Genomic DNA, 26,330 nt, shown 5'->3' with positions numbered 1-26,330 from the left:
AATTCCTCCGTTCTCAGGGGCTTCTCATGCACCCGACCTTAACTACGATGTAGAACATTTCGACTATGACCCGGAAACCAATACCTACACTTGTCCGCAAGGAAATATGCTAACAACCACTGGTTATTGGCATGTTGCCAAAAATCCCAACGGGCAGATAGCCTACAGATTCAGGAACTATACCACTCCAAAATGTAAAAAGTGTGAAGTACGACCTCTTTGTACAAAATCGGCAGCAAACGGAAAACAGGTTAGGCGAAGTGAGTTCGCAGAAAACATTGAAAACAACAAAAAGCGGATGGAGAAAAGTGAGAAGCTTTACAAAAAACGTCAGGCGATAGTGGAACACCCTTTTGGAACGATAAAACGACAATGGGGCTTTAACTACATAATCACGAAAAAGTACATGGAAAGAGCGGAAGCAGATTTTGGGTTTACAATGCTTGCTTATAACCTGCGAAGAATAATCAACCTGGTAGGGGGCAAACAGTTATTTGACTACCTGTCAATTATTTTTTCTATTTTATGTTCACTTTTTGCCCCTTTTAAGCTATTTTTAAACCTGACAAACCAAATACCAGAAAAAACAATGGTCCATCCCAAATTTGAAAAACAACCCTTAATTAAGCTATGCCTGCTAAAAACAAGATCCCCCGGAACTGGTTTTTAGACAGACTGCCGTTAGCGGCAAGGTTAAATAAACAAAGATGAACAGACATCTTTTAAAAATAAAATTCAAAGCTTCTCAATTAATACATCAGATTAGTTGGAGAAAAAACAAAAGACTATACAAAGCAATAATTTGGTATCTGTTTATTGCATATATTGCTGTTGCTACATTCTTTTTTCAAAGAATTTTTATTCTTCCCACTTCAGAGTTTGAAAAAATACTTTCGCTACTTATTTCAACAATTGGAATTACTGTTGCCATTATAATAAGTTTCTTATTTTCTAAACTTTTTTCAGAAAAAAGTGAAAGGATTGTTAGAAAACAAAAAATAGATGTTTTATCAAAAAAATTTACTGCGTTAAGAAAGATAGCTCATTTTATAAGATGGTCAAGCCCATTTTGGAATCACTTCGATAAAAATATAAAATCAAATCTCGACCATAAATACAAAAAGATGACTCTTTACCATTATGACAGAATGGGATATGATAATCACAAAAAATTTCATGAAGAAGTAAAATTCGGAGAATTAGCAGCACAAGCATATTTAGGACTAAGAGAAATTGAAGGAAGGGTGCGTTCAGATTTCGATTTTCGTGATAGACTATTAAGAAAAAACTATTCACTTGATGAACTCATAAGTGCGAAAGATGCATGTCAGCGAATGTGGAAATTTATGGACGAATATCATGGTGATTTCCGAGAAGTGGCCACTCTTCCAAGTCTTGAGAAAGACCCAATTCTAGAAAATCTTAAAATTATATATCCTGACTTCAAAACTGAGGATTTAAATAACAACAGAATTAAAAAGCTTTTTGATGACTTTGCTGATGGATTTATAAGAGAACATTATATTTTAACTCAGAGAAATTCAGTATCATTTGGCAAACCATTTAACGCCCTATTATTCAACTTAATAATGTTTGTTTTATTAATTATTGGTGGTGTTCTTGTATTTAGTATAAATATTTCTATTGATTTAAAACTTTATATCACGAATATCATTGTTGCATTATTTAGTGCAACAGTTATTGACCTTATTTCTAATGTTATAGTATCAATTAGAAAAGAATTAAATGTTACTGACTTTTATGAAACATAGAAAAACCCAGCCGCTAACACAGTACATATTGCAGGGCGGGGTTTGGTGGTACGCCAACTGCGGATTCTCGCATCGCAGTTCCGTGTCCTTCGGACAGGAACGCTCTCCGAAATCCGCCCCGACAACATATACTCACCGTTACCACACATTATGACCCGTCCTAAAAACGCTCCATAAAACAATGCCAATCCACATATAAACAACGTTCATAACAAGCATTGCAACAAGATCCTCAATATCTATCTCTTAGCAGTACATTTCACTACGAAATATTCAGATTCTCCACCACTACTCCCTTCGCTTCCATACATATCCCCTCATTTCTTCTCTGATAGATCAATAAAAAGATTTTAAACCTTTTTAAAGCATTCCTGTTTTCATTTTTAAGCAAACTTAAATATTGAGTTAAACACACTATATATGACGGTTTCAACAGAGAATTTTTTAAAAACAGTTTATAAGCTAAGCAGGCAACCAAATAATGACACGAGGCTTGGCACAATAGCACGGTTATTAAATATCACTAACGCTGCGGCGACCGACATGGCCCGAAAATTAGCTGTAAAGGAATTAGTCGACTATACTAAATACAAACCTTTGACACTTACAACATCGGGTACTCAACTTGCATTAAACGTTATTCGCAAACACCGGTTATGGGAAGCTTTCTTGCATAAAACATTCAATCTGAATTTACACGAAATTCACAGGGAAGCCGAACATCTGGAACATCTTACGTCTGATTTTCTTGCTGAGAAAATAGAAAAGTATCTAGGCTATCCGACTACCGATCCGCATGGAGACCCAATTCCAGCTTTAAATGGAGAAAGGAAAGCGGACAATTCGCAGGTTCTATTATCAATGGCGACGGCTGGATATACCTATGAAGTGTCAAGGCTATCCAGTTCTGAAAAAGATTTCTTTGAATTTTGTAATGCAAATCATCTTATAATTGGTTCAACTTTAAAGGTTGAGAAACAATATGATTCTAACAAGATGACTGAAATAAAAATCGACCAAAATAAAATACTTTTAAACAAGGAATTCACTGATATCATTTATGTGAGACAATTAGAAAACAGATAAATATGAAATTGAAATTTATACTTGCACTATTGGTATTAACCGGATATACAGCAACCGTAAAAGCACAAGATAATGATTCTGAGCTAATAACTGACCGACCAGACCAAACAGAGTCATCGGCTGTGGTTCCGCATAAATCATTACAAATAGAGACTGGTTTTCTGATGGAGAATACTAAGACCAGTTTGTTTGATCAAAAATCCTTTGTGTATAATACAACCCTATTACGTTATGGATTACTTAAGAATTTTGAGTTGCGACTGGGATTGGAATATCTTGGAGAAAAAGAGAAAATTAACAGTACAGGTAACACAAATACCACTTCAGGATTAAGCCCCCTTTATACCGGATTTAAAGTAAAAATCGCTGACGAAAATGGATGGAAACCTGAAGTTGCTTTTTTAGGAGGCTTAGTTTTACCATTTACAGCGGATGAAGATTTCAAGACTAAATTTTCAGCAGCTGATATCCGGTTTGCTTTTTCTCATACACTTTCAGATAAAATCTCATTTGGGTACAATTTGGGAGCCGAATGGGATGGGGAAACGGCCATTCCTGCTTATTTCTATTCAATAGCCTTGGGTACAGGTATCACAGATAAACTAGGAGCATTTATCGAGAATTACGGATGGTTACCGGAAATGGGTAAGGCAGAACACTTAATTGATGCCGGGTTCACTTATTTAATTCGTCCTAATTTGCAATTAGATGTATCTGGCGGGCTAGGATTACAAAACAGTATTGATAGTTTTATGAGTTTAGGATTGTCGTACCGACTGCCTAACTAGTACACGATCCCTTTAATTATTTAAAACAAGAACCATGTCAAACATATTGCAAATACAGCCTGAGATAACCCTACTCATGGGTCTGTTTTTCATCCTCATTTTAGCTTGGCTCTTTTGGCCAAAAAAAGGCGGACTTGCTTTACTAACAAAACTTAGTCAAAACAACAAAAGGGCTTTACTGGAAGATGCCTTAAAATTCATTTTCGATTGCGAATACAACAAAATGGCTTGTGATGTTAACAGCATTGCCGGGCATTTAAACATCGTCATGGATAAAGCAGGAAGGCTGATAAATCGTCTGACAACATTGGAATTAGTTAACCTGAATAATCAATCGGTTACTTTGACTGATGCCGGACGCTCTTATGCACTGAGAATTGTCAGAATTCACCGGATCTGGGAACGTTATCTGGCTGATCAAACAAGTGTTGCACCCGCTGATTGGCATAATGAAGCCTGCAGAATTGAACACCTTGTCACGGAAGAAGAAACCGAAAAACTGGCGGCACAAATGGGAAATCCGGTATTCGATCCACATGGAGACCCAATTCCCAGCGCTGATGGAGAACTGCCCAAATCAAAAGGAATAAGTTTAAGCACAATGCAGGAAGGAGGAATGGGACGCATCATTCATTTGGAGGATGAGCCCAAAAGTATTTATGAACAACTGGTTGTACTTGGCCTATACCCAGGAATGCAAGTTTATGTAACCGACGTAACCGACAAGAAAATCACCTTCATTGCCAATGGCGAAGAGTGCATATTAACACCTCTTTTTGCCAGCTATATAACAGTTGAAGAAATAGCTGCAGAAGCAGTTCAAACGCCAAAATACGAGTTGCTATCTTCCTTAAACATTGGAGAACAAGCTGAAGTACTGGGTATTTCTCCCAATTGCAGAGGTCAACAACGCAGGCGGTTGATGGATTTAGGTATTATTCCCGGAAGTTCTATTTCAGCAGTAATGAAAAGTGCTTCAGGTGATCCCGTTGGCTATCGGGTGATGGGCACGACCATCGGTATCCGAAAGCAACATGCCGACCACGTATTTATCAACCGAAAAATTTAAACAAAATGAGTGCACTAAATAATTGTGAAAATTGTCCGGCTCACAACAAGGCCAATCTGGTTAAACTAGGATTGAATCTTGAAAATGTAGACTATGTTATCACAATGGCTGGAAATCCGAACACAGGAAAGAGTACTGTTTTTAATAACTTAACGGGGCTTCGCCAACACACAGGAAACTGGCCGGGAAAAACGGTTTCAAGGGCCGAAGGAGGATTCATCTTCAATGAGAAACACTACAAAGTGGTTGATTTACCCGGAACCTATTCCCTATTGTCAACAAGTACCGATGAAGAAGTAGCACGTGATTTTATCCTATTTGGTCAGCCTGATGTGACGGTCATTGTTGCTGACGCAACCCGTTTAGAACGCAACCTTAATTTGGTATTGCAAATTCTGGAACTTACCGACCGGGCAGTTTTATGCATTAACTTAATGGATGAAGCCAAGCGAAATAACCTGGAAATTGATATTCGCGCACTTTCAAAAGAGTTAGGAATTCCGGTAATACCGGCTTCAGCGCGTAGAAAACAGGGAATGGATGAATTGCTGCAGGCAATTGAAGAGGTGGCTACCGGAAGATATATCTGCAAACCACCAAAAATAAAAAGTCGTTCAAAAAAACTTAATCACGCCATTCAAACCCTATCTGAAAGCATTCGGGAAATCTATCCGGGACTTCCAAATGTGAATTGGGTAGCCATGCGCTTGCTTGAAGGTGATAACAGTATCATTGAAGCTGTCCGTTCCGGAGAATTGGGGAATCTGAATGATGACGATTTAGCCATTCAAAATTAGATTGTACAAAATGGAAAACACAAAAATAAAATTGAAAGGTGAAGAAATTGTATCGATTGCAAATGCGGTCAGGTGGGATCTGGGAACTGATTTTCACGACACAATTATTGAATCAATCTATGAAGATGCATCACGCATCGCCAAAAAAACCGTCAAACAATTAGGCGAAAAAGAAGCCTACAGCTTTGATTTGAAAATAGATAAAATGGTCACCAGCAAATGGCTGGGATTTCCTTTAATGTTCCTCATACTGGCCATTGTATTCTGGTTAACCGTTGCCGGGGCAAATTATCCATCCGGCTTACTGGCATCATTCCTAATTGATGCAATGCATCCTTTGTTGAAAGATTTGGCAGCAGCCATACATCTGCCGTGGTGGCTCGATGGAGTATTAATTGACGGAGCATATTTGTCGATGGCATGGGTCATTGCTGTGATGTTACCTCCTATGGCTATTTTCTTTCCAATTTTCACCCTACTTGAAGACCTTGGGTATTTGCCACGTGTTGCTTTTAATATGGATAATCTTTTTCGTAAAGCCGGTGCACATGGAAAACAAGCATTGACGATGAGTATGGGCTTTGGATGTAACGCTGCCGGGGTCGTAGCTGCCAGAGTAATTGATAGCCCCAGAGAGCGTTTAATTGCCATAATTACTAATAATTTCTCGCTGTGTAACGGACGCTGGCCCACCCAAATTCTCATTGCCTCTATTTTTATTGGCGGGCTTGTTCCTGCAAGCCTGGCAGGGATTGTATCAGCTGGTGCCGTTGTTGGAATTGCTTTGTTGGGTATATTTTTCAGTTTAGTGGTATCCTGGGGACTAAGCAGATCGGTCTTAAAAGGAGAAGCATCATCCTTTAGCCTGGAGTTACCACCCTATCGTCCACCACGGGTCCTACAAACGTTGTACACGTCTTTAATCGACCGCACAATAATTGTTCTTTGGCGTGCAGTAGTTTTTGCGGTTCCTGCCGGGGTTGTTATCTGGTTAGTGGCAAATATTCACATTGGTGATTTGAGCCTGGCAGAGCATTTTATAGATTGGTCAAATCCATTTGCTCTAATATTCGGGTTAAATGGAGTAATACTTTTGGCGTATATTATCGCTATACCTGCAAATGAAATAGTAATACCAACGGTGTTAATGTTAACGGTATTAAGCACAAAACTTACCGGTGTTGGTGGAGAATCAGGAGTTATGTTTGAATTGGATTCCGTTGCTGATACTGCAAATGTTTTACATGCCGGAGGATGGACATTACTTACAGCCGTTAATTTAATGTTATTTAGCTTATTACACAATCCTTGTTCAACAACCATTATGACTATTTATAAAGAAACGAAGAGTGTAAAATGGACCTTGGTTTCTACATTTTTGCCAATTGTTTTAGGACTAATAGTAACCTTCTTCACTACCCAGATATGGCTTTTACTTCATTGATTTATAGCAATAAGAAAAAACGCCGCAAACATTGAATTACTTATTGGCTTCAACCATCGCGAATCAAAGAATTAATAATTTTCATTTGGGATGACTGACAATACACAGTTTCATCAAAAGTGGTATTTTTGCCCTTCATTATTTTAATAGAAGTAAATCAGGAAAGATTTCTGAACTTTCATCTGGCACAAACAATAGGTTTGCAAATATGTTTATAGAATACGAAGGAGAATTATATGAGGGATACCTACAAAAATTTACGCTACCGGTTAATGGAGACTGAAGAATGGCCATTGGAATATATGTTTAAATTTATTACTCCAAACAACGGTGGAAAAGTGGAGCAGATAAAAGCAATCCTTCCGGACCATGGAAAAATTTCCTTTAAACACACTTCAAATCTTAAACATGTTGCCATTACGTGTGTGGCTGTAATGGAAGATGCGGACCAAATTATTGAAGTGACCGAGAAAGTTGGAAGAATTGAAGAAGTAATCATTCTGTAATTGACGGCCTCACTTCCCCTCCTAAAAATAAAAGCTAAAACTTTTCATATTCCATTATCGTAATGATATAGTCGGTAGGATTATATCTATCGCTATTGGTCAACCTACCATTTCATCAACATGGGAAGCGATGAATTCTGTTCAGATCTTTCATATTGCAAATAAAAAATGATACCAACCATAAAAATCAATATCATGAAAACACTATTCCATCTTTTCTTATTTGCAACATTTTTTTTAATCACATCTTGCTCAAAGACAGTAACCGAAACTTTTGATGCAGAGTTCTCGGGTGAATATGTACATGTTTATACTGAAGACCAGGTTGTCGATTGCCCCGATGAGTATAATTGCCGTGTCATTGTAGATTTCAATGGAGCCGAAAAACTACTAGGAGATTTTTCAGGTACCTTCAACTTCTGCGCCTGTGGACCAGAGGGAGAATATGGGCCAACTGATTCATTCATAATTGCTGAAAATGGGGATAGTTTGTTTATTTCTTGCGAAGGAAAGGTAGTTGAAGGACGAGAAGATAGCCATCCTGAATTTGTCACTTCATATTGGAAAGATCCATTTACTATTATTGGTGGAACGGGTCGTTTTGAAAGTGCAACCGGAAGCGGCACAACGGATGATTACAATAGCTCCCAAGATACTAATTCCCATCATCACTGGATCGGAACCATTACTTTGCTGAAAGCGAAACAATAGGCAATTGGTAGAAACAATTATTGTAAGTTATAGCAATTAGCCCCAATCGCAACATTCGGTTTAATGCTCAATATGCTTTATTATTATTTAACTAATAAGCCTAGCCGTAAACCTAGCGATAATGCCAACGGGAAACTGTCACCCAAGGTTGTGAAACCATATGGGTAAGTATTATCCAAATCATCCAGATTGTTATTTCCTACACCAACACCTGAATATAAATCCACAACAAATGAATTGTCAAACACCCATTGTTTACCGATTACCACCAAAAAAGCAAATTTTGTAAGCGTATACCTTTCTTTTTGGTCATTGAAGATATCCAAAAAATCCTTGCCCGTAACTTTGTATGATGCGAAATCAAACTCCAATTTCACATATGAGCCTTTCAAAATATGAGCATACCTCATTCCATCCATGTAAAAATTTGGAGACCTAATAAACTTATAACCACCTCTTAACAATATTCCTGATGCCCTGTCCTCCATATCTGCAAACCCCAGCCCAACAGCGCCAATCGAAAATTCAACTGATCGCCCTGGTTTTAAACATCTTTCATAAGTTAAGCTGGTGGTATTAGCAACAAGACTTAAAAAATCAATTTTAAGCGCATCTTTCTTTTGTGTTTGGAAAATTTCACCTGAATTTTGCTCTGCAGTTTCCTCCAAATTATTATTCTGTGCAAATGTCTGAACTTTACCATTTGAAAAAACGATTTTTTCAATATCCTTTTTCCCAATTACAAATAACAGCCCCTCGTTGTACTCTTCCAAACTGTACTTTATTTCAGTTACTCCTAGCTCTTTTATTGTACAAATAATCTTTTCTCCATTTCGTTGATAAATGGTGTCTTGTTCGCTAAGTTGGATTGAAGATGATTCAGCAATAATTAAATCAGGCTGATCTAACGGAGCATTATTCTGTGCATTTACTGCTAATACAGTAAATAACAGCGAGAGGAAAATGACTACTTTTTTCATACATTATGAGTTATAAATTGATTTTATAATTAGAGTCAATTTGAACCAGTAAGAAAAAATTGCTTCCCTTCTTATCAACAAGTTCAAAAAGGAACGAATAAAATATATCTATAAACTTCAAATAGGAATTTCCTTTTAGAACAAAATAATATACGTGATAAATAAAAATAAGGTACTAAAATGAAGAAAATGTGTCCGCGCGACTTATGAAATATAGGGAATATTGAAAACAGTCAAATCGTTAGTCACTTAGCTTGTTTTTCGGTAACGCCAAATCGATAGTCCTAAAAATGAAATACCAATGATAGTCAATGACACAAACTCTTGGAACAAATCGAAGAATCCGGACCCCTTCAACACAACCATTCGCATAATTCGCATGAAATAATAGATGGGATTGATGCGATCCAACATTTGAGCCCAATTCGGCATACTTTCGACCGGCGTAAAGATTCCTCCCATCAAAATAAATAACATCATGAAAAAGAAAGTGACAAACATCACTTGTTGTTGTGTTTCGGTTACCGTTGAAATAAATAATCCCAATCCTAACACGCCAACCAGGTAGAGCGCAGCAAAGCCAAATAAAATAACCAGACTACCAACAATTGGTAAATCAAAAACAAGCCGGGCAATTATCAGCCCAAAGCCAAGATCAAATAAGGCAATTACAAGAAATGGCAAGAGCTTCCCTAAAATAAACTGATACTTTTTAATTGGCGTGACATTGAGTTGCTCAATCGTACCTATTTCCTTCTCGCGCACCAAATTCATTCCAGACAAAAACATACCAATAATCGTTACCAGAATAGATAAAATTCCCGGGGCCATGTACCATTTATAATCCAACTCTGGATTGAACCAATAGGTGTCTTTTACCTCAACCTGCATCGGTGGATTAAATTCGGGTAAACTTTTCCACTCGGCTATTATCTCTTTATTAAAGCCTGACAAAATTCCTCGTGTATAAGAATAAATTAAGGATGCCTTATTGCCGTCAATTGCATTAATCAACAACTCCACTTTTGCCTCATCATCCCGAACCAGTGAACGCTCAAAATCTTGTGGAATAACCATCACAAAATCGGCTTTCTCCTTTTTGAAACTGCTCTCCGCATCGTCTATATCAAATGAAGCATCATAAATCCTGAAGAACGGTGAGGCCTCAAACTTGGAAATCATTTCCCGGGAAGTTTCAGATTGATCCTGATTCACCACATAAATATCGACATTCTTTAAATCGTAAGTGGCGGCAAAAACCAATATCAACATTTGCACTATCGGTAACACAAAAATCATCGGCAACATGGTTTTGTTCCGAAAAATCTGGATGAATTCCTTTTGTAATATGTATCGAAGTGTTCTCATTTTCTTTAGCTTTTAGCTGCTAGCCACAAGCTGCAAGCAGGTATTTGCAAATTAACGGTTAATACTTTTTTGAAGGCCTGAAATCATCTTTTGAACCTCCTGTGCAGCTTCTGATAATTTTTTAAAATCATTGTCAGACAAATAGCCAAGTTTTTTCGCTATGATCAGTTGTGTTTTCATCTCGTACATGACCCCATAGAGATCTCCAGAAAACGATCAAAATCTTTATCAGAGTTCCTGGCAGCTCCTTCTGCAATGTTTGAAGGAACAGAGATTGAACAACGCCTTATCTGGCTAGTTAATCCAAATTGTTCTTCCTGAGGAAACGATTTTGATACCGTATAAATACTTTCAACTAAATCGATCGCCTTTTGCCAAACTTTCAATTTCTTAAAATTTTTCATGGCTATTATTTTTATCAACTGTTTCTATTTTCATTCTTGTAACTTGAGGCTTGAAGCTCAAGGCTACTCAAGTCTTGTTTTAAACTTCTTCACAGCAATAGCTGTAAATATGGCTGCCATTCCCAGCAAAATCGTTGTTTCTTTCCAAACAAAACCAAAGCCAGTACCTTTCAACATGATGTTTTTCAAGATCACAATAAACCATCTTGGTGGCATTATATTCGAAAGTATTTGAAGCGGTATTGGCATATTCTCAATAGGGAAAATAAAACCTGATAGCAAAATAGTTGGCAACATTAAAGCAATCATAGAAATGAACATTGCTACCTGTTGGTTTTTTGCAATGGAAGAAATCAGAATTCCCAAACATAGTGCCATCATAATAAAAAGGATGCTTTCTCCTAAAAGCAACACCCAACTTCCTTCAATAGGTACGCCGAAAATAAAGTGACCAATCAATAAAATGACAATGGCATTTATAATTGATAAGCCTAAATACGGTGCAACTTTCCCCAATATAATTTGCACTGGCCTTAACGGTGAAACCAACAATATTTCCATGGTTCCTAATTCCTTTTCACGGGTAATGGAAATTGATGTCATCATTGCAGAAATCAGCATTAGAATCATGGCCATAATTCCAGGCACAAACATGTATACCGACTTCAAACCCTCGTTATAAAACATGCGAACTTCCGGTTCAATTTGCATTGGAAGTTGCAATTCGCCCATCTCCTTCCGAATATAATCGTTGATAATTCCAGTTGTATAATTGGCTAACAATTTCCCCATATTTGGGTCAGAAGCATCGGCAATTACCTGCACACTGGCTTTTCCTTCTTTTTCCAGGTTTTGTGCAAAATTGGGTTCAAAAACCAATACTTCCTTCACCTTCCCCTTTTTGAATATCGCTTCCACATCTTCGGTACTTTCCAAGTATTGATCCAACAAAAAATAACCTGACGAAAGTAATTTTGAAGTTATCTCCTGAGTAACCTCATCCTTCGACTGATCATAAATAGCGATGTGAGCATCCTTGATTTCGTTCGTAATTACCGTTCCGAAAAGCATCAATTGGGCAATCGGAATACCAAACAAAATAATCATCGTCCGCACATCACGAAAAATGTGGAAAAACTCCTTTTTAACAAATCCGAAAAATCTTTTCATAGCTTTTAGCTATTAGCCGTTAGTGATTTCTGTAAACCTGATATCATTTTTTGAAGTTCTTCAATCTTAGTAATACAATCATTGAAATCATCTTCAGTAATGAATTTTAATCTTTGGGAAATTATAAGTTGTGTTTCTAATTCATTAGTTGACCCTTTTGCAATGTTAAAAAAATGATTGAATTCCTTTTCAGACTGCCTTCCGGCTCCTTCAGCTATATTACTGGGAACACTAACAGAGCAACGCCTTACTTGGCTAATTAATCCATATTGTTCAGAATTTGGGAAGGATTCAGTTATCCGGTAAATATCAACAACTAGCTCAATACTCTTTTCCCAAACTTTCAGCCTTTTATAATTTTTAATACCCATCAATTTTATATTTAAAATAACTCATCGCTAAAAGCTAACAGCTTCTGGCTATTTTCAAAAAGACTCCATTCATATCTTCCGCCTGAAACTGTTTTTTCAGATTTTCAGGTGTACCAAGTGCAGCAATTCGTCCATCCACCATAATGGATACCCGATTGCAATATTCGGCTTCATCCATATAGTGGGTTGTAACAAAAATGGTTTTCCCCTCTGCAGCTGCTTCGTAGATAAAATCCCAGAACTGTCTTCGGGTTATCGGATCAACTCCACCGGTTGGCTCATCCAGAAAAATAATTTTAGGATCATGTAAAAGAGCTATGGAAAAAGCAAGCTTCTGTTTCCAACCTAAAGGCAAAGATGAAATGAGCTTATCACGCTCAGATTCCAGCCCTAATTTTTTAAGCAATAGCTGTTCCTTTTCCTTCCGTTTCTTGACAGAGATTCCGTAAATACCAGCATAAAATCTAATATTTTCTGCGATCGTCATATCTTCGTACAGCGAAAATTTTTGGCTCATATAACCAATATTTCGCTTGATTTGCTCCGTTTGCTTATACACATCGAAACCACCAACAGACAGCTCACCACTCGTTGGACTTGACAATCCACACAGAATACGCATTGCTGTGGTCTTTCCGGCACCGTTAGCTCCCAGAAACCCAAAGATCTCCCCTTTGTAAACTTCAAAGTTTAAATGGTCATTGGCCACAAAATCTCCAAACTTTTTGACAAGATCTTTTACTGTTATGACAGGTATTTGTTGATTCATATTTTGCTGTATCGCTTCAAATAATTATATCGCCCTTTCGGGGTTGTATAAACTTTAATCTATAGCTCTAAACTCATTGCTCATTCCTCATCAATGCCATGAAAACATCTTCAATTCCCGGTGTAATTTCATGTACCTGCAACTTGTTATGCTTCTTTATTAAAAGGAATTGCTCCAATTCAACAGCTTCCATTTTGTCGTTTTTCGGAGTCACATGAGCAAATTGTCCAAAAGCATAGGCAGAATCAATCTGATCCCATTCACGAAGGTCATTTATTAATCGGTACATTTCTTCCGAACGGGCAGCAAGCAAGGTACGTGTATAATTTTCTACAATGCGGGTTGGTGTGTCAATACTCAATATTTCCCCTTTCTGCATCAAGGCGACTCGATCACAAAGTCCGGCTTCATCCATATAAGGCGTGGAAACCAACATCGTAATTCCCTGCTTCTGGAGATTTTTCAGCATGTCCCAGAATTCTTTCCGAGAAACAGCATCAACTCCTGTTGTTGGTTCATCGAGCACCAAAATTTTTGGTTTGTGGATCAATGCGCAAGAAAGTGCCAGCTTTTGCTTCATCCCTCCTGAAAGCTTTCCTGCCAACCTGCTTTTAAAAGGCTCAATCTGCACATAAATATCTTTAATCAAGTCATAATTTTCAGCAATGGTGGTCCCAAAAACGGTAGCAAAAAACTCCAGATTTTCTTCCACAGTCAAATCCTGATAAAGTGAAAACCTGCCAGGCATGTACCCAACCAACTGGCGGATTTTCTTATAGTCACTAATCACATCCAAACCACTCATTGCAGCATCGCCTTCGTCCTGAATCAATAAGGTCATCAGTATTCTCATCAAGGTGGTTTTTCCTGCACCATCGGGACCTATCAAACCAAACAATTCGCCTTCACTCACTTCAAACGAGATGTTTTTCAGAGCAACTGTTTCGTCGTAGGACTTGCTTATATTTTCAACTTTTATCATAAAATCAGTATTCAGGGATCAATCACAATAATCAGCTAGATCAATATGCTACTTCCAATTTTTTCAGGATTTAAAATCATATAATTTATTAATTCCCCAATTTCCTTGTTTTCACTTTCTAAGTTTTGAAAACTTTCTTTATCAATGTAATTACATGCCAGAGCAAATTCCAACCAGACTAGTGTTTCACTATTCTCACCATCGGAATCAATAAGCTTAGTTACAAAGTGTTTGGGATAATTTCTTTTTCGGTAAGATTCAGCGATATTACTACAAACAGATCTTGATGATCGTCTGATTTGGTCGATTAATGAATACTTTTCTTCGTTTGGAAATTCTTTTGTGATCTTATAAATCTCCATGGCAAGTGCAAATGCCTTTTTATATGCCTGTAAATCCCTAAAATCCATATTGAATATTTTAAATATTAAATACACTGCAAACTGTTAAAGGAAGCTAACTGGTCACTAAAAATTAACTTCTCCAGGCATTCCAATTTTCAGGCGGCCATCGTTTTTGACTTTTACTTTCACGGCATAAACCAACTTAACACGTTCTTCTTTTGTCTGTATGATTTTTGGAGTAAACTCAGCCTCTGATGAGATCCAGCACACTTCCCCAGTTAATGCCTGGTTTTCGCTCTTATCCAAATCAATTAACACCTCAACTTGCTGAGCTAATTTAATATTTGGCAGTTGTGCACCACTTACATAAACCCTCAAATCGAGTTCAGATAAATCGCCCAACTTCACAACAGCTTTCCCTGGAGCTGCCAGTTCTCCCAGTTCAACATACTTCTCTAGCACCACTCCATCCATCAAGCTAGTGATAAAACATTTACTCAGGCGATCTTCTGCTATTGCCAATTGCGCTTTAAGAACCTCTATTTCACTGTTGATTGAAATAAATTGGGTATTTGTGCTTTTCAATTGCTTCTCCAAAACCTGCATTTGTCCATCAACCTCATCCACTTGCTGCTGAGTAGCTGCCTTGTCTGCAAATAATTTATGAATCCGGTCTTGCTGAATTTTTAAATTTCGAATCTGTTCTTTCTGCACTTCAACCTGTGCACTTAAATTTATTCTCTTCGTGCCAATTGCATCCATCTGAACATTCAACTGTTTGATTTGCAGACTCAGTTGTGTAGTATCGACAATTGCCAATGAATCACCTTTCTTGACGTGATCGCCCAACTCAATATTAAAACTGATTATTTTGCCTGCCATTTCAGAAGACATGATAACTTCCTCTGTTTCGAAGTTGCCATAGGCATCTGATTGGTCATCTTTCTCATTGCACGACATTAATACGGCCAATGTCAATGCAAATAAATATTGAAATTTCATTATTGTCTGATTTAATTATTAATACCCTTGATTGTTTGATAGTTGATTTTGGCAGCCTCCGCCTGAACTTTATGTGTTTCAAAAGTGATCCGGGCAGCCATCTCTGCATTCAAGTCCTGAATATAATCCGAAGATGTTATGGTTCCGTTTTCTAGCTTTGAGGCAGAACTTGCTGTTATTCGCGTTTGCAGTTCAATGAGCTCCCGGTCACTTTCCAAAATCTTTTCTAATTTTTCTAATTTTCGATATTCACTATCCAATGCGATTGTGATATTTCGTTCAAATTGTTGTTCTTGTGTATTTACCAATTGTTGCTGTAGTTGAATTATTTCCCGCTCTCGCTGATTATTCTTCCAGTCGAAAACAGTCCAGTTTAAGCCCACACCAACCAACGCATAAGTGTCAAATTCGTTACTTAGCATGTTTAATCCCGGCCGACCATATCCAGCTTGTCCAAAACCGAAGAGTTTCGGATTTCTCTTTTTCTGAAGCAAATCAGATGATGCAGCTAAAAGATCATTTTGGGTTTCAAACAAATTTAGTTCGGGCCTTTTCAATTCACTGTCAATATTTATATTCAGAGAATTTATCTCCAGATTTCGCAAATCATCCACATTTTTCCCTGTTAAAATTCCCAAAGCAGCCAAAACTGTTTCCTGATGCGATTCTAATTCAACTTGTTGTTGTGTCACTTTCACCAATTCGGCCAATATTTGATCCAATTCAGAAGATAGTAAAACCCCATTTTTCACTGCAGATTCAATCTGAACTTTGCGTGTCTGAAGTGTTTCTTGTTTTTTTGATAACAGTTCCAGGTTTTGCTGAATCAGGAAGCTGGAAAAAAATAAACTATTGACTTGCTCTTTAACCTTATATAGCTCAACTTCCACGCCCTGCAAGTTGGTTTCTTCTCTCGCTTTTTCCAGTATTGCATTGGCTTTGGTTAATCCTCCATCCCAGATATTCTGTTTCACATCCAAATACATTTTATATTGATCCTTCGATTGCTCGGGGATGTTAACATTTGGCAATGAAATTCCAACTTTAGTGACATCAGACTGATATGTGGCTTGTGCATTTAAATCCACTTTTGGAAGATAATTTGTTTCGTTGTTTTCCAACTTCAGTTCTGTCATTTTCTGATAAAGCTCTTTTTGCTTAAGCAAGGGATGATAAGTTCTGGCCCATTCCTGACATTGTTCTAAACTTACAGGTTCTTGTGCCAATACCAGTTGTACCGGTAACAAAAACCAAAGCAAGTAAAATCGTTTCTTAATTTTCATATTATATCTTTTTTACTCGGGTTGAAGAGCCCTCATTACAAATTTTTTTACTTCAGTTTTTCTTTCGTTTAAAAACTCCAACAGCTGATCTTCCCCACCGTTAAAAGCTACATTTTTAATCATCGGCTGAACAGCAAAAGGAAAAACACACATGCCCAAAACATTAATAATTAAATGCCTTGAATTCATTCGAATAATCTCGCCTTTATCCATTGCATCTTCAATAACGTCATAAATAGGCTGAATATCTACATGCTGTCTGTCAATAAACTGGAATAGAACAGAACCTTTCCGATTCATTTCCTTAATTAGAAAAGAAGGAAATTGTGGATGTTTTAGCAACATCGAAATATAGATGTCGATAACTTGGTCTAACTTATCCGGAAATGGCAGATCAGATTCAAAAACCTTTCCAATTTTTGGAAATGCGAAACTCACAATCTTCGTCAGAATAGCATCAAACAGCTTTTCTTTGCTCCGAAAATAATAGTGTAACAATGCCTTATTAATGTTTGCTTTGTCAGCTATTTCCTGCATTCGGGCTCCATCCATCCCTTTAACCAAGAAGATCTCAGTTGCTGCATCTAAAATTTTGTCTTCCGTAGTGTCTTTTTGAGCATTCATTTAATCAGAAGTTTAACTAATTGGTTAAATCATGTGGCCAAATGTATGGAGTTGAAAAATAATATCCAAACAAATCAACCAATAAGTTTAACCACTTGGTTAATTATTTTTATAACGAACTAATTGAATGCACATTACAAATACTATATCTTTTCCAAAAACAAGAAATATTCAATTTTGTTATATTATTCAAAATCAGTAACTATGAATATTGAAGTCAATAAAAAAGCTCCCGCATACCACGAAGCAAAAATAGAAATTCACAGATCTGCAGAAGAGATCTACAAAATACTAAGCGATATAAACAGGTGGCCACACTGGCAAGAAGACGTTAAGCACGCAAAAGTTTTTGGAGATTTTAAAGCAGGAACAAAATTTGTTTGGAACGCAGGTGGCTTTAAAATAAAATCAAAAATTCATACAGCAACCCCAAATACAGAAATTGGCTGGACTGGTTCTATATTTTGGATAAAAGCAATCCACAACTGGCACTTAACACCAAGTGGATCATCTACATTAGTAATAGTAAAAGAAAGCATACAAGGGCTGGGGGCTGGAATGATGCAAAAAGCCTTGGTAGAAGGAATTACCAAAAATTTGTACGAATTAAAAATTGAAGCAGAAAATTTTCCCAAGTAAAAAAGGGCAGCAAAATAATGCTACCCTCTGTATTCTTATTTCTCTTCTTCTTTATTTTCAGTAGGCTCGCTTGGTTCAGATTCAGGTTTCGACTCTGTCACATCCACTTTTACGTCCTCTGTAGTTTTTCCTTTCAGATAATCCGGAAGTTCCATTCCTGCTGATTTAAACACATCATCCAGTGGAGGAATTGATCCGAGCATACCCTGCATAAAGTTAGCCGTTGAAGTCTTACCATCTTTACCATTACCCGTCTCCCAAACAGTAACTTTATCAATTTTTATATTCTTAATTGCTTCCACCTGCGTTTTAACTAATTCAGGTAGTTTATCAGCAATCATCATCATCACAGCGTCTTTCGAGTTATTTCCTGCTGCTTTAACCAACATTTCAAAACCTTCAGCCTGCTTGCTTAATACTTCGTATATACCCCTTGCCTGAGCATCCATCTTCATAAAGATCGCATCCGCATCACCTTTGGCTTCCCTGCGTGTTTGCTCTGCAATCGCCTCAGCAGCAATCTCCACTTTTTGCTTATCAATTTCTGCATGAACGACCACATTCGCAATCTGAGTAGCCTTATCACGCTGTGCACGTGCAACCTCTGCTTCTTTCTCCGCTGCATAAGCTTCTTCCAATGCTTTCGCTTCTGTTACTTTTTCAGCAGCAACTGCTTTACGACGAGCTTCTGCTTCTTTCTCCCTACGATCGGCATCTGAATTAGCAATAGTAACTTTAGCAATGTTTTCCCCTTCAACCGCAGTTGCATCGGCTTTTGCAACTTTAACACGCTGCTCCTGGTGGGCATCAGCTTGACCAATCTCTCCATCACGATTCTTTTCCGCTACACTTTTCTTAGCATCGTTGATCGCTTTTGCAGCAGCTTCTTTTCCTAAGGCATCAATATAACCAGATTCATCATTGATATCAGTAACGTTTACGTTAATCAATTTTAAACCAATTTTTTTCAATTCAGCCTCCACGTTTGAAGAAACTGCAGCCAAAAACTTATCGCGGTTACTGTTGATTTCCTCAATATCCATAGTTGCAACCACTAAACGTAATTGTCCAAAAATGATATCTTTTGCCAAATTGCTGATTGATTCCTGAGACAAACCCAATAAACGTTCTGCTGCATTATTCATGATACTTGGTTCTGTTGAGATACCAACCGTAAATCTGGATGGTACGTCAACCCGAATATTCTGCTTACTCAATGCACTTTTCAGGTTAATTTCTATCGATATTGGAGTCAGGTCCAGAAATTCATAAGCATGGATAATTGGCCATATAAATGCGGCTCCACCATGGATACATTTTGCAGAACGAGATTCACTATTAATCCCCTTCCCAACCTTTCCATATACGACGAGTATACGATCGGAAGGACAGCGTTTATAACGCTTTATCATTGCAACAATGATAATAAATACAAACAGGACAGCAATGCTGACCAGAATTACAAAATAGTCGCCCATAACTTAGTTGTTTTTTTGTTTATTTTTTCGAATTACGCTCTACCAAGAGAAGTTGATCATCAATTACATCCAATACTTTAATAATTGAAGAGGTGGATATTGATTCATTTTCATCGGTAATCGCATCTAATGTTTGAAGAGTCCCCTGAATGGTAATCTGTACCTTGCCAAAACCAGCTCTATTAGCGGGGATGGTCAAATAAACTTCTCCTAATTTCCCTATTGCATTTTTTAGTTGCAAATTTCCGGTCTCAGCCAACTTTGACATAAAGTAGAACAAGGATGCCATTGCAAACATCATTAATAATCCACATATAGTGGAAAGTAAAATGACCAACCAAATATCTAATCCGGAATTCATAAATCCCAATCCAGACCAGCCAAACATGGTAAAAAAGCCAACAATATTTTTTAGGGATAAAAACTGAAAGGGGATACTATCACCATCAGCCAAAGCTGCATCAATGTCTGTTTCGACATCTACATCAACATCGGCTCCAAACATAGTAGTAAAAAGAAGAACTAAAAATAATAACGTGGCTGGAATTGTAACTAACCAATAGATTTGTTCAACTAAGCTTAAATCTTGCCAAACAGGAAGGATCGATAGGATCATGATAGGGGTTCTTAATTATTTTTTTGTTAAAATTAAGAATATCAAAGATCATTTCAAACACCTAATTCACCAGAAAACAATGTTTTTATAAAAATCAAACTACTTTTCTTCTGTTTGAATAGTTCATCAGCAGCAAAGCTATCGCAATAACGATCATTCCAGAAACAGATATCCAATTGGGCGATTCATCAGGTAATATAAGCCAGCTCAAGATTGCACCCGAAACTGGTATCAGGAATTTCCAGGTATTTAAAACAGAAACTTTCACACCCGGCCGTTGCAATAAACCAAACCAAATAGAAAATGCAGCAGCTGAAAGAAAGCTTAACCATCCCAGGGCAACAAAGTACTCCGGAGAAACAGCCCGTAAACCATACCCCTCAATAGGAATAGAAATAAGAATAAGCCCTGCCCCACCAAAGAGTAAGGAAGAAGAACTTAAAACAACCGGTGAAATGCCGGAAGGTCTTTTTGCGACCAGCACATTTGCCACTCCGGAAACCAGATTATTCAGCAATAGCAATCCAACACCCAACAAACTGATCTGCACTCCCAATGGTAATTTCCCGGGCCCAAAGCTAATGATCCCCACTCCCAGTATCCCAAAAAAGATGCTGAGCGTTTTTAAAAAATCCATCTTGTCATTATGAAAACTAAAATGAGAAACCACCGAAATAAATAATGGCGACGATCCAATGATCATTGCAGCCACTGATGCTGGCAATAAATTTATTCCTGAATAAAACAGCATATATTGAATAATAGTCTGTAAAATGGATATCGATGCGATGAATTTCCAATTTTCCTTTACTTGTTGCCAATAACGACCGATATTATTAAAGTAGATAATCAGCATAATACCCGAAAGGAAAAAGCGTACACCTGCAAACTGAAAAGGACTGTGATATTGAAGTCCTATCTTCACCCCTACAAAAGCAGAAGACCATAAAAGGCAGGCAACAATTGCCAGGAAAACAGTATTCGAGAATAAATTCTTCATTAGTGGGCAAAGTTGAATATTATATTCGTCACAACAACAAAACAATTGCGAAAAGGATCAAAAATACTTCTAAAAGAAATGATTATTTTACCTTAGATCACAATAGCACGCCAATCATCAAAATCCAAACATTTTTGCTTATTTTTGCAGCATGAGAAAGGAGTCAAGAGCAATCTATGTTTGAAAAACAAATTTATTTGGAAGGTATTGATCCGCTGGAATTTTATGGCGTTAATAACAACAAAATTGACCTGATCAAAGCCTATTTTCCAAAACTTAAAATCATAAGCAGAGGCAATCAGCTCATTATCCAGGGTGATGAAAAAGAAAGTTCTGCATTCGAACAAAAGTTTCAACTTCTATTAGACCATTATCACCAATTCAATATTCTACCGGAAGATACAATCAACCAAATTATGAATAATGATTTGGAAGCATTGGAAGCATCAAATGGTGGAATGCAGGATGTTTTGTTGCACGGAAACAATGGGAAACCAATTCGGGCAAGAACACCTAATCAACGAGTGCTCGTTGAAGAATCAAAAAAGTCTGATCTGATATTTGCGATTGGACCAGCCGGAACAGGTAAAACATATACTGCAATAGCCCTGGCTGTTCGAGCACTAAAAAACCGCGAAATTAAACGCATCATCCTGAGCCGTCCAGCTGTGGAAGCGGGCGAACGATTGGGATTTCTTCCTGGTGATTTAAAAGAAAAGATCGATCCTTATTTGCAACCTTTATATGATGCTCTGCAGGATATGATCCCAACCAAGAAGCTGGAAGAATTTATGAAGGATGGCACCATTCAAATTGCACCGCTTGCCTTTATGCGAGGGCGAACGTTGAGCAATGCCTTCGTTATTTTGGATGAAGCCCAAAACACCACCCTCAACCAGTTAAAGATGTTTCTGACTAGAATGGGCTTGAATGCAAAGTTTATTATCACTGGAGATGAAACGCAAATTGACCTGCCAACAGCAAGCCAGTCCGGATTAGTTCAAGCTAAGCGAATTCTGAAAAACATACATGACATTTCGTTTGTTTATTTCAACACTAAAGATATTGTTCGCCATCGTTTGGTTCGTCAAATCGTAGAAGCCTACGACAAACACCATTCGAAAGAAATGGCAAAAAAAGAAGAAGCAAAACAAAAAGACAAAACCACAGAAAAATGACAAAAGCATTAACTCGTACTGATTTCAATTTTCCAAACCAAAAAAGTGTTTACCATGGTAAAGTCCGCGATGTTTACAACATTGACGATGAATACCTGGTGATGATTGTTTCCGACCGCATTTCTGCATTTGACGTTGTGCTTCCTGAGGGAATTCCATTCAAAGGACAAGTATTGAACCAAATTGCTGCAAAATTTTTGGATGCAACCAGTGATATTGTCCCAAACTGGAAAGTGGCAACTCCTGATCCAAATGTAACCATTGGACATCATTGTGAACCGTTTAAAGTGGAAATGGTCATTCGTGGCTATTTAACAGGACATGCATGGAGAGAATATCGTGATGGAAAAAGAAGTTTGTGTGGTGTACCAATGCCTGATGGAATGATTGAAAATCAAAAATTTGAGAATCCAATCGTTACGCCAACAACAAAGGCTGACCAAGGTCATGATGAAGATATTTCTAAAGAAGAAATTATTGCACAAGGTTTGGTAAGCAAGGAAGAGTACGAAATGTTGGAGGATTATACTCAAAAGTTGTTCCAGCGTGGTACTGAAATGGCTGCAGATAAAGGATTGATCTTAGTTGACACCAAATACGAATTCGGTAAAAAAGATGGCAAAATCTACCTAATCGATGAAATTCACACTCCAGACTCGAGCCGCTATTTTTACGCTGATGGTTATGAAGAGCGTCAGCAAAAAGGAGAGAAACAAAAGCAGCTATCAAAAGAATTTGTTCGCCAATGGCTAATTGAAAATGGGTTTCAGGGAAAAGACGGTCAGCAAGTTCCTGAAATGGACGAAGCGTTTGTAAATTCAGTTTCTGAGCGTTACATCGAACTTTTTGAAAATATTACAGGCGATCAGTTTGTAAAGTCTGATTTAACAGACCTCAATAATCGTATTGAGAAAAACGTTTCCGAATGGTTTAAATAGTAAAGTATATCACACCAAAATAAAAGAGGCTGTCCAAAAAGTAAAATTGGACAGCCTTTTATTTGTATCCCTATCTGATTCTGTTTCTAAATATTCAAATCATCAGAAGATAAATCGACTTTTTGGACAGCCTCTTTCTTATGCGCTATAAAATCCTAAATTTCAATTTTTATAATGGTATCTACTGGATTGCGTTTATCATACGGAATGTGGATCATCGTACCAAATTCGGTAACTTTTATTTTTGCCTTGGAGTTATCATCAAAGAAAACAGCTGATTTGATTTTGCTTTCCAAATTGGGAATTAATAAGTTTTCTTCAGCCAACTGAATCACATGCAAATATACAGTGTTTCCTTTTTGGGTAGTTGCGCCCCAATTTAAAGGTTTGATTGGCCCTTTTCTGGTTCCATAAATTGTTTCACCATATTTATCCATCCATTTCCCCATTACCATTAAAGTATCAATGTTTTCCTGTTGAATCAGTCCGCTAGGCATTGGACCAGTATTTAAAAGAAAGTTTGCTCCATAACCTGCTGCTTTCACCATAGTTTGAATCAACTTTTTAGACGATTTATAATTTTGATCGACCAAATTAAATCCCCAGCTTCCATTCAGTGTTTCGCACATTTCAAGAGGCAGATCAGAAATTGCACCAGTTTGATTAAATCCCATCGTATTTTCACCAGGCAAATCTCGCTCAAACATTTGGAAGTCTTCGCCTGGGATTGGCGCTTTATGGTGGTTGCTACCGATCATGGCACCAGGTTGGAGCTTGTGAATTAATGCATACGTTTCATCCAATCTCCAATTTGCATCCCATTGATCCCACATACCGTCAAACCAAATTCCACCTACTTCACCATAATTTGTAAGCAGTTCAGTTAGTTGAGCATTCATGTAGTCAATGTATTTGTTCCAATCACCACTTTGTGGGCGACCAGTAAAGCCGCGACCTGTATTTCCTCTTGGGAAATAGTCTGGATGATGCCAATCTAGTTGAGAATAGTAGAAAAACAATTTTATTCCTTGTTTGTCACATTCATCTTTTAGCATTTTAATGACGTCTTTCCCATACGGTGTGCGATCTACAATGTTATAATCGCTAACTTTTGAGTCATACATTGCAAATCCCTCATGATGTTTGCTGGTAATGGTAATGTATTTCATTCCAGCTTTTTTAACCATTGATACCCATGCGGCAGGGTCAAACTTTATAGGATTAAAAAATGTGGGTAATTTTTCATATTGGCTGATTGGAATCTTCTTTTGGTTCATAATCCATTCCGCAATTCCCTGATCTCCGCCACCAGCCATTGTGCAATAGGCGCCCCAGTGAATAAACAGGCCGAATTTTGCATCCTGAAACCACTCGCGATTCTCAAGATTTTCTTTAGCAGGTGTATAATCCTTTTGAGCCAAAGCAGTAATACTTAAAACAAATAAAAAAATAAATGTAGTTAGTTTGTTCATGGTTTAGTTATTTAGATTAATCTGTGCTGTGTTGTGCTGACTAAATTACAAAATATTTTGAATCAGCCCCCTACTATTTTCCGTCAAAAATTCACTATTTGAGAGTGGTATCTTCCCAGAGTTCAATTGGTGTACCTTCAGGATCAGTAAGCCAGGCAAATTTTCCTTCCGGGAAAACCTTTGGCCCTTTAACATCAATTCCATTTTCCTTTAAGCGGACAATGACTTCACCTAAATTATTAACCCGTAAGTTCAGTGTAAAAGAGCGATTTTTGGGAATTGGATGATCTGATCTCATATAGGAGAATACCAGATAGGCTTTACGCTTGGTATCTTCTTCCAGATAGAAAAACATGCAAAATCTAGTTCCATATTCTTCCGCAAACTCATATTGAATACCTAAATTGTTCTTATACCATTTCGCAACTTTTTCAGGATTCTCGCAATGAATGAATATACCTCCGATATTTGCAACTAATTTATTTTCCATAGCATTTCAAAAGTTTAAGTAACTACTTCCAAACAAGCTTAATATCAGACACAAAGGTATTAAATTCCATTCAATAGTACATCAACCTGTAAAACACGTTCTACAATCAGTCAAAAACCATTAAACTTTAATGATAATTTCTTGTTTTTAACTTGATATTAAGACACTGTGAAATAGATTTTTATTCATTTTTGTTTATTATTTCACCCAAATGATTAAACATTTTCCGCAACTACAGTGTTCTGGTAATTACTAAAAGAATTGGAGGATGATATGAAAGTAAGTGGATTCGTAAAAACAAATAACTCAAACGTTCGATTGAACGGGAAAAATAAATCAACTCATGCAAATGGAACTAATGGATTTGACATAATTGGTGATAATCATATTGGTACATCGATAGATACTCCGCTTAAAAAGAATGCATTTGATTTATCGGACGAACAAAAAATGGCAATCATTGAAGACAAGTTTAGAGACATCATGGATACCCTTGGGCTTGACCTAACTGATGACAGTTTGAATGGAACACCTCATCGTGTTGCAAAAATGTTTGTACAGGAAATTTTCAATGGATTGAATCCAGCGAACAAACCGAAAATATCGGTATTTGATAACAAATTTCAATATGGTGAAATGTTGGTGGAAAAGAATATCAATCTCAATTCCACCTGCGAGCATCATTTCTTGCCAATTGTCGGAAAAGCACATGTAGCTTATGTTTCCAGTGGGCAGGTAATTGGCTTATCTAAAATTAATCGTATTGTTGATTATTTTGCAAGAAGGCCCCAGGTGCAGGAAAGACTAACTGTTCAAATTGCAGATGAGTTAAAGAAAATACTGAAAACAGAAGATGTAGCTGTGTTGATTGATGCAAAGCACATGTGTGTATCTTCTCGCGGAATCGAAGATGAAAGCAGTTCGACAGTTACTGCTGAATATGGGGGAATTTTTAAAGAGAAAGATAGAAAGGAAGAATTCTTAAAATATATTTCATTGGGGAGTTAATTAGAGCTTTAGGTAAAAAGTGAAGGAGGTTCCAGCGTTGG

At 37.3% G+C, this 26,330-nt stretch carries 28 protein-coding genes and 1 pseudogene; 13 read left to right on the top strand and 16 right to left on the bottom strand.

Going from position 1 to position 26,330, the window contains the following annotated elements; all coding sequences use genetic code 11:
• The 9 genes from ACUNWD_RS19745 to ACUNWD_RS19705 all read left to right on the top strand — a co-directional run.
• Nucleotides 1-670, top strand: a 670-nt coding sequence (locus ACUNWD_RS19745; protein ID WP_445589590.1) for a transposase, incomplete at its 5' end; no start/stop codon positions are given.
• A gap of 37 nt (nucleotides 671-707) precedes the next feature.
• A complete protein-coding gene (locus ACUNWD_RS19740; protein WP_445589589.1) occupies nucleotides 708-1,772 on the top strand; it encodes a hypothetical protein in 1,065 nt (354 codons plus the stop codon).
• A 420-nt stretch (nucleotides 1,773-2,192) separates the two neighbouring features.
• Nucleotides 2,193-2,858: a metal-dependent transcriptional regulator gene (locus tag ACUNWD_RS19735; RefSeq protein ID WP_445589588.1), complete on the top strand. Its 666-nt coding sequence runs from the start codon at nucleotides 2,193-2,195 to the stop codon at nucleotides 2,856-2,858.
• Nucleotides 2,859-2,860: 2 nt separating this feature from the next.
• Nucleotides 2,861-3,646, top strand: coding sequence for a transporter (locus ACUNWD_RS19730; protein ID WP_445589587.1), 786 nt, complete (start codon nucleotides 2,861-2,863; stop codon nucleotides 3,644-3,646).
• A 34-nt stretch (nucleotides 3,647-3,680) separates the two neighbouring features.
• A complete protein-coding gene (locus ACUNWD_RS19725; protein WP_445589586.1) occupies nucleotides 3,681-4,715 on the top strand; it encodes an iron dependent repressor, metal binding and dimerization domain protein in 1,035 nt (344 codons plus the stop codon).
• A 5-nt stretch (nucleotides 4,716-4,720) separates the two neighbouring features.
• Nucleotides 4,721-5,512, top strand: a complete 792-nt coding sequence (locus ACUNWD_RS19720; protein WP_445589585.1) for a FeoB small GTPase domain-containing protein — start codon at nucleotides 4,721-4,723, stop codon at nucleotides 5,510-5,512.
• A 10-nt stretch (nucleotides 5,513-5,522) separates the two neighbouring features.
• Nucleotides 5,523-6,956 carry a nucleoside recognition domain-containing protein gene (locus tag ACUNWD_RS19715; protein ID WP_445589584.1) on the top strand — a complete coding sequence of 478 codons (1,434 nt, stop codon included), beginning with the start codon at nucleotides 5,523-5,525 and terminating at the stop codon, nucleotides 6,954-6,956.
• Nucleotides 6,957-7,192: 236 nt separating this feature from the next.
• On the top strand, nucleotides 7,193-7,462 hold the full coding sequence (locus ACUNWD_RS19710) for a DUF493 family protein (RefSeq protein ID WP_445589583.1): 270 nt from the start codon (nucleotides 7,193-7,195) through the stop codon (nucleotides 7,460-7,462).
• Between the two features lie 195 nt (nucleotides 7,463-7,657).
• Nucleotides 7,658-8,173, top strand: a complete 516-nt coding sequence (locus ACUNWD_RS19705) for a hypothetical protein (protein ID WP_445589582.1) — start codon at nucleotides 7,658-7,660, stop codon at nucleotides 8,171-8,173.
• Between the two features lie 83 nt (nucleotides 8,174-8,256).
• Here ACUNWD_RS19705 and ACUNWD_RS19700 read toward each other — a convergent pair whose 3' ends face one another.
• From ACUNWD_RS19700 to ACUNWD_RS19650, 11 genes and pseudogenes are all read right to left on the bottom strand, one after another.
• On the bottom strand, nucleotides 8,257-9,153 hold the full coding sequence (locus tag ACUNWD_RS19700) for a hypothetical protein (protein ID WP_445589581.1): 897 nt from the start codon (nucleotides 9,151-9,153) through the stop codon (nucleotides 8,257-8,259).
• Nucleotides 9,154-9,402: 249 nt separating this feature from the next.
• Complete coding sequence (locus tag ACUNWD_RS19695) at nucleotides 9,403-10,521, bottom strand: ABC transporter permease (protein WP_445589580.1); 1,119 nt, start codon at nucleotides 10,519-10,521, stop codon at nucleotides 9,403-9,405.
• A 51-nt stretch (nucleotides 10,522-10,572) separates the two neighbouring features.
• Nucleotides 10,573-10,925 (bottom strand): annotated as a pseudogene (locus ACUNWD_RS19690) (four helix bundle protein).
• A 63-nt stretch (nucleotides 10,926-10,988) separates the two neighbouring features.
• On the bottom strand, nucleotides 10,989-12,095 hold the full coding sequence (locus tag ACUNWD_RS19685) for an ABC transporter permease (RefSeq protein WP_445589579.1): 1,107 nt from the start codon (nucleotides 12,093-12,095) through the stop codon (nucleotides 10,989-10,991).
• Between the two features lie 5 nt (nucleotides 12,096-12,100).
• The gene (locus ACUNWD_RS19680) at nucleotides 12,101-12,466 is read right to left on the bottom strand and encodes a four helix bundle protein (RefSeq protein ID WP_445589578.1); all 366 of its coding nucleotides are present in this window, start codon (nucleotides 12,464-12,466) and stop codon (nucleotides 12,101-12,103) included.
• Between the two features lie 34 nt (nucleotides 12,467-12,500).
• Nucleotides 12,501-13,235, bottom strand: coding sequence for an ABC transporter ATP-binding protein (locus ACUNWD_RS19675; RefSeq protein WP_445589577.1), 735 nt, complete (start codon nucleotides 13,233-13,235; stop codon nucleotides 12,501-12,503).
• Nucleotides 13,236-13,308: 73 nt separating this feature from the next.
• The gene (locus ACUNWD_RS19670) at nucleotides 13,309-14,217 is read right to left on the bottom strand and encodes an ABC transporter ATP-binding protein (RefSeq protein ID WP_445589576.1); all 909 of its coding nucleotides are present in this window, start codon (nucleotides 14,215-14,217) and stop codon (nucleotides 13,309-13,311) included.
• Nucleotides 14,218-14,252: 35 nt separating this feature from the next.
• On the bottom strand, nucleotides 14,253-14,627 hold the full coding sequence (locus tag ACUNWD_RS19665) for a four helix bundle protein (protein ID WP_445589575.1): 375 nt from the start codon (nucleotides 14,625-14,627) through the stop codon (nucleotides 14,253-14,255).
• Between the two features lie 57 nt (nucleotides 14,628-14,684).
• Entirely contained in the window at nucleotides 14,685-15,563 is an 879-nt protein-coding gene (locus tag ACUNWD_RS19660) for an HlyD family secretion protein (RefSeq protein WP_445589574.1), read from the bottom strand.
• Between the two features lie 11 nt (nucleotides 15,564-15,574).
• The gene (locus tag ACUNWD_RS19655; RefSeq protein ID WP_445589573.1) at nucleotides 15,575-16,846 is read right to left on the bottom strand and encodes a TolC family protein; all 1,272 of its coding nucleotides are present in this window, start codon (nucleotides 16,844-16,846) and stop codon (nucleotides 15,575-15,577) included.
• Between the two features lie 12 nt (nucleotides 16,847-16,858).
• Nucleotides 16,859-17,470 carry a TetR/AcrR family transcriptional regulator gene (locus ACUNWD_RS19650; protein WP_445589572.1) on the bottom strand — a complete coding sequence of 204 codons (612 nt, stop codon included), beginning with the start codon at nucleotides 17,468-17,470 and terminating at the stop codon, nucleotides 16,859-16,861.
• A gap of 204 nt (nucleotides 17,471-17,674) precedes the next feature.
• On the opposite strand from ACUNWD_RS19650, the gene ACUNWD_RS19645 reads away from it, so the two are divergent.
• A complete protein-coding gene (locus tag ACUNWD_RS19645; RefSeq protein ID WP_445589571.1) occupies nucleotides 17,675-18,109 on the top strand; it encodes an SRPBCC family protein in 435 nt (144 codons plus the stop codon).
• A 35-nt stretch (nucleotides 18,110-18,144) separates the two neighbouring features.
• Here ACUNWD_RS19645 and ACUNWD_RS19640 read toward each other — a convergent pair whose 3' ends face one another.
• The 3 genes from ACUNWD_RS19640 to ACUNWD_RS19630 form a co-directional block, all read right to left on the bottom strand.
• Nucleotides 18,145-19,587: a flotillin family protein gene (locus ACUNWD_RS19640; RefSeq protein ID WP_445589570.1), complete on the bottom strand. Its 1,443-nt coding sequence runs from the start codon at nucleotides 19,585-19,587 to the stop codon at nucleotides 18,145-18,147.
• Between the two features lie 19 nt (nucleotides 19,588-19,606).
• Nucleotides 19,607-20,203, bottom strand: a complete 597-nt coding sequence (locus tag ACUNWD_RS19635; RefSeq protein WP_445589569.1) for a hypothetical protein — start codon at nucleotides 20,201-20,203, stop codon at nucleotides 19,607-19,609.
• A 94-nt stretch (nucleotides 20,204-20,297) separates the two neighbouring features.
• Complete coding sequence (locus ACUNWD_RS19630) at nucleotides 20,298-21,203, bottom strand: DMT family transporter (RefSeq protein ID WP_445589568.1); 906 nt, start codon at nucleotides 21,201-21,203, stop codon at nucleotides 20,298-20,300.
• Between the two features lie 176 nt (nucleotides 21,204-21,379).
• Here ACUNWD_RS19630 and ACUNWD_RS19625 point away from each other — a divergent pair, with 176 nt between their 5' ends.
• Together ACUNWD_RS19625 and ACUNWD_RS19620 are read left to right on the top strand one after the other, a co-directional pair.
• Nucleotides 21,380-22,381, top strand: a complete 1,002-nt coding sequence (locus ACUNWD_RS19625; RefSeq protein ID WP_445589567.1) for a PhoH family protein — start codon at nucleotides 21,380-21,382, stop codon at nucleotides 22,379-22,381.
• Complete coding sequence (locus ACUNWD_RS19620) at nucleotides 22,378-23,319, top strand: phosphoribosylaminoimidazolesuccinocarboxamide synthase (RefSeq protein ID WP_445589566.1); 942 nt, start codon at nucleotides 22,378-22,380, stop codon at nucleotides 23,317-23,319. Before ACUNWD_RS19625 ends, ACUNWD_RS19620 begins: the two co-directional genes overlap by 4 nt.
• Before the next feature lie 155 nt (nucleotides 23,320-23,474).
• Here ACUNWD_RS19620 and ACUNWD_RS19615 read toward each other — a convergent pair whose 3' ends face one another.
• Nucleotides 23,475-24,791 (bottom strand): alpha-L-fucosidase, encoded by a 1,317-nt coding sequence (locus ACUNWD_RS19615; RefSeq protein ID WP_445589565.1) that lies wholly within the window; start codon nucleotides 24,789-24,791, stop codon nucleotides 23,475-23,477.
• A gap of 94 nt (nucleotides 24,792-24,885) precedes the next feature.
• Nucleotides 24,886-25,281, bottom strand: coding sequence for a VOC family protein (locus ACUNWD_RS19610; protein ID WP_445589564.1), 396 nt, complete (start codon nucleotides 25,279-25,281; stop codon nucleotides 24,886-24,888).
• Between the two features lie 273 nt (nucleotides 25,282-25,554).
• On the opposite strand from ACUNWD_RS19610, the gene folE reads away from it, so the two are divergent.
• Nucleotides 25,555-26,289: a GTP cyclohydrolase I FolE gene (folE, locus tag ACUNWD_RS19605; protein WP_445589563.1), complete on the top strand. Its 735-nt coding sequence runs from the start codon at nucleotides 25,555-25,557 to the stop codon at nucleotides 26,287-26,289.
• Nucleotides 26,290-26,330: the final 41 nt, after the last annotated feature.

This window comes from Sunxiuqinia sp. A32 (assembly GCF_052690465.1).
Note: the sequence above shows the minus strand (reverse complement) of the source record. Positions and strands in the feature narration are given on the sequence as shown.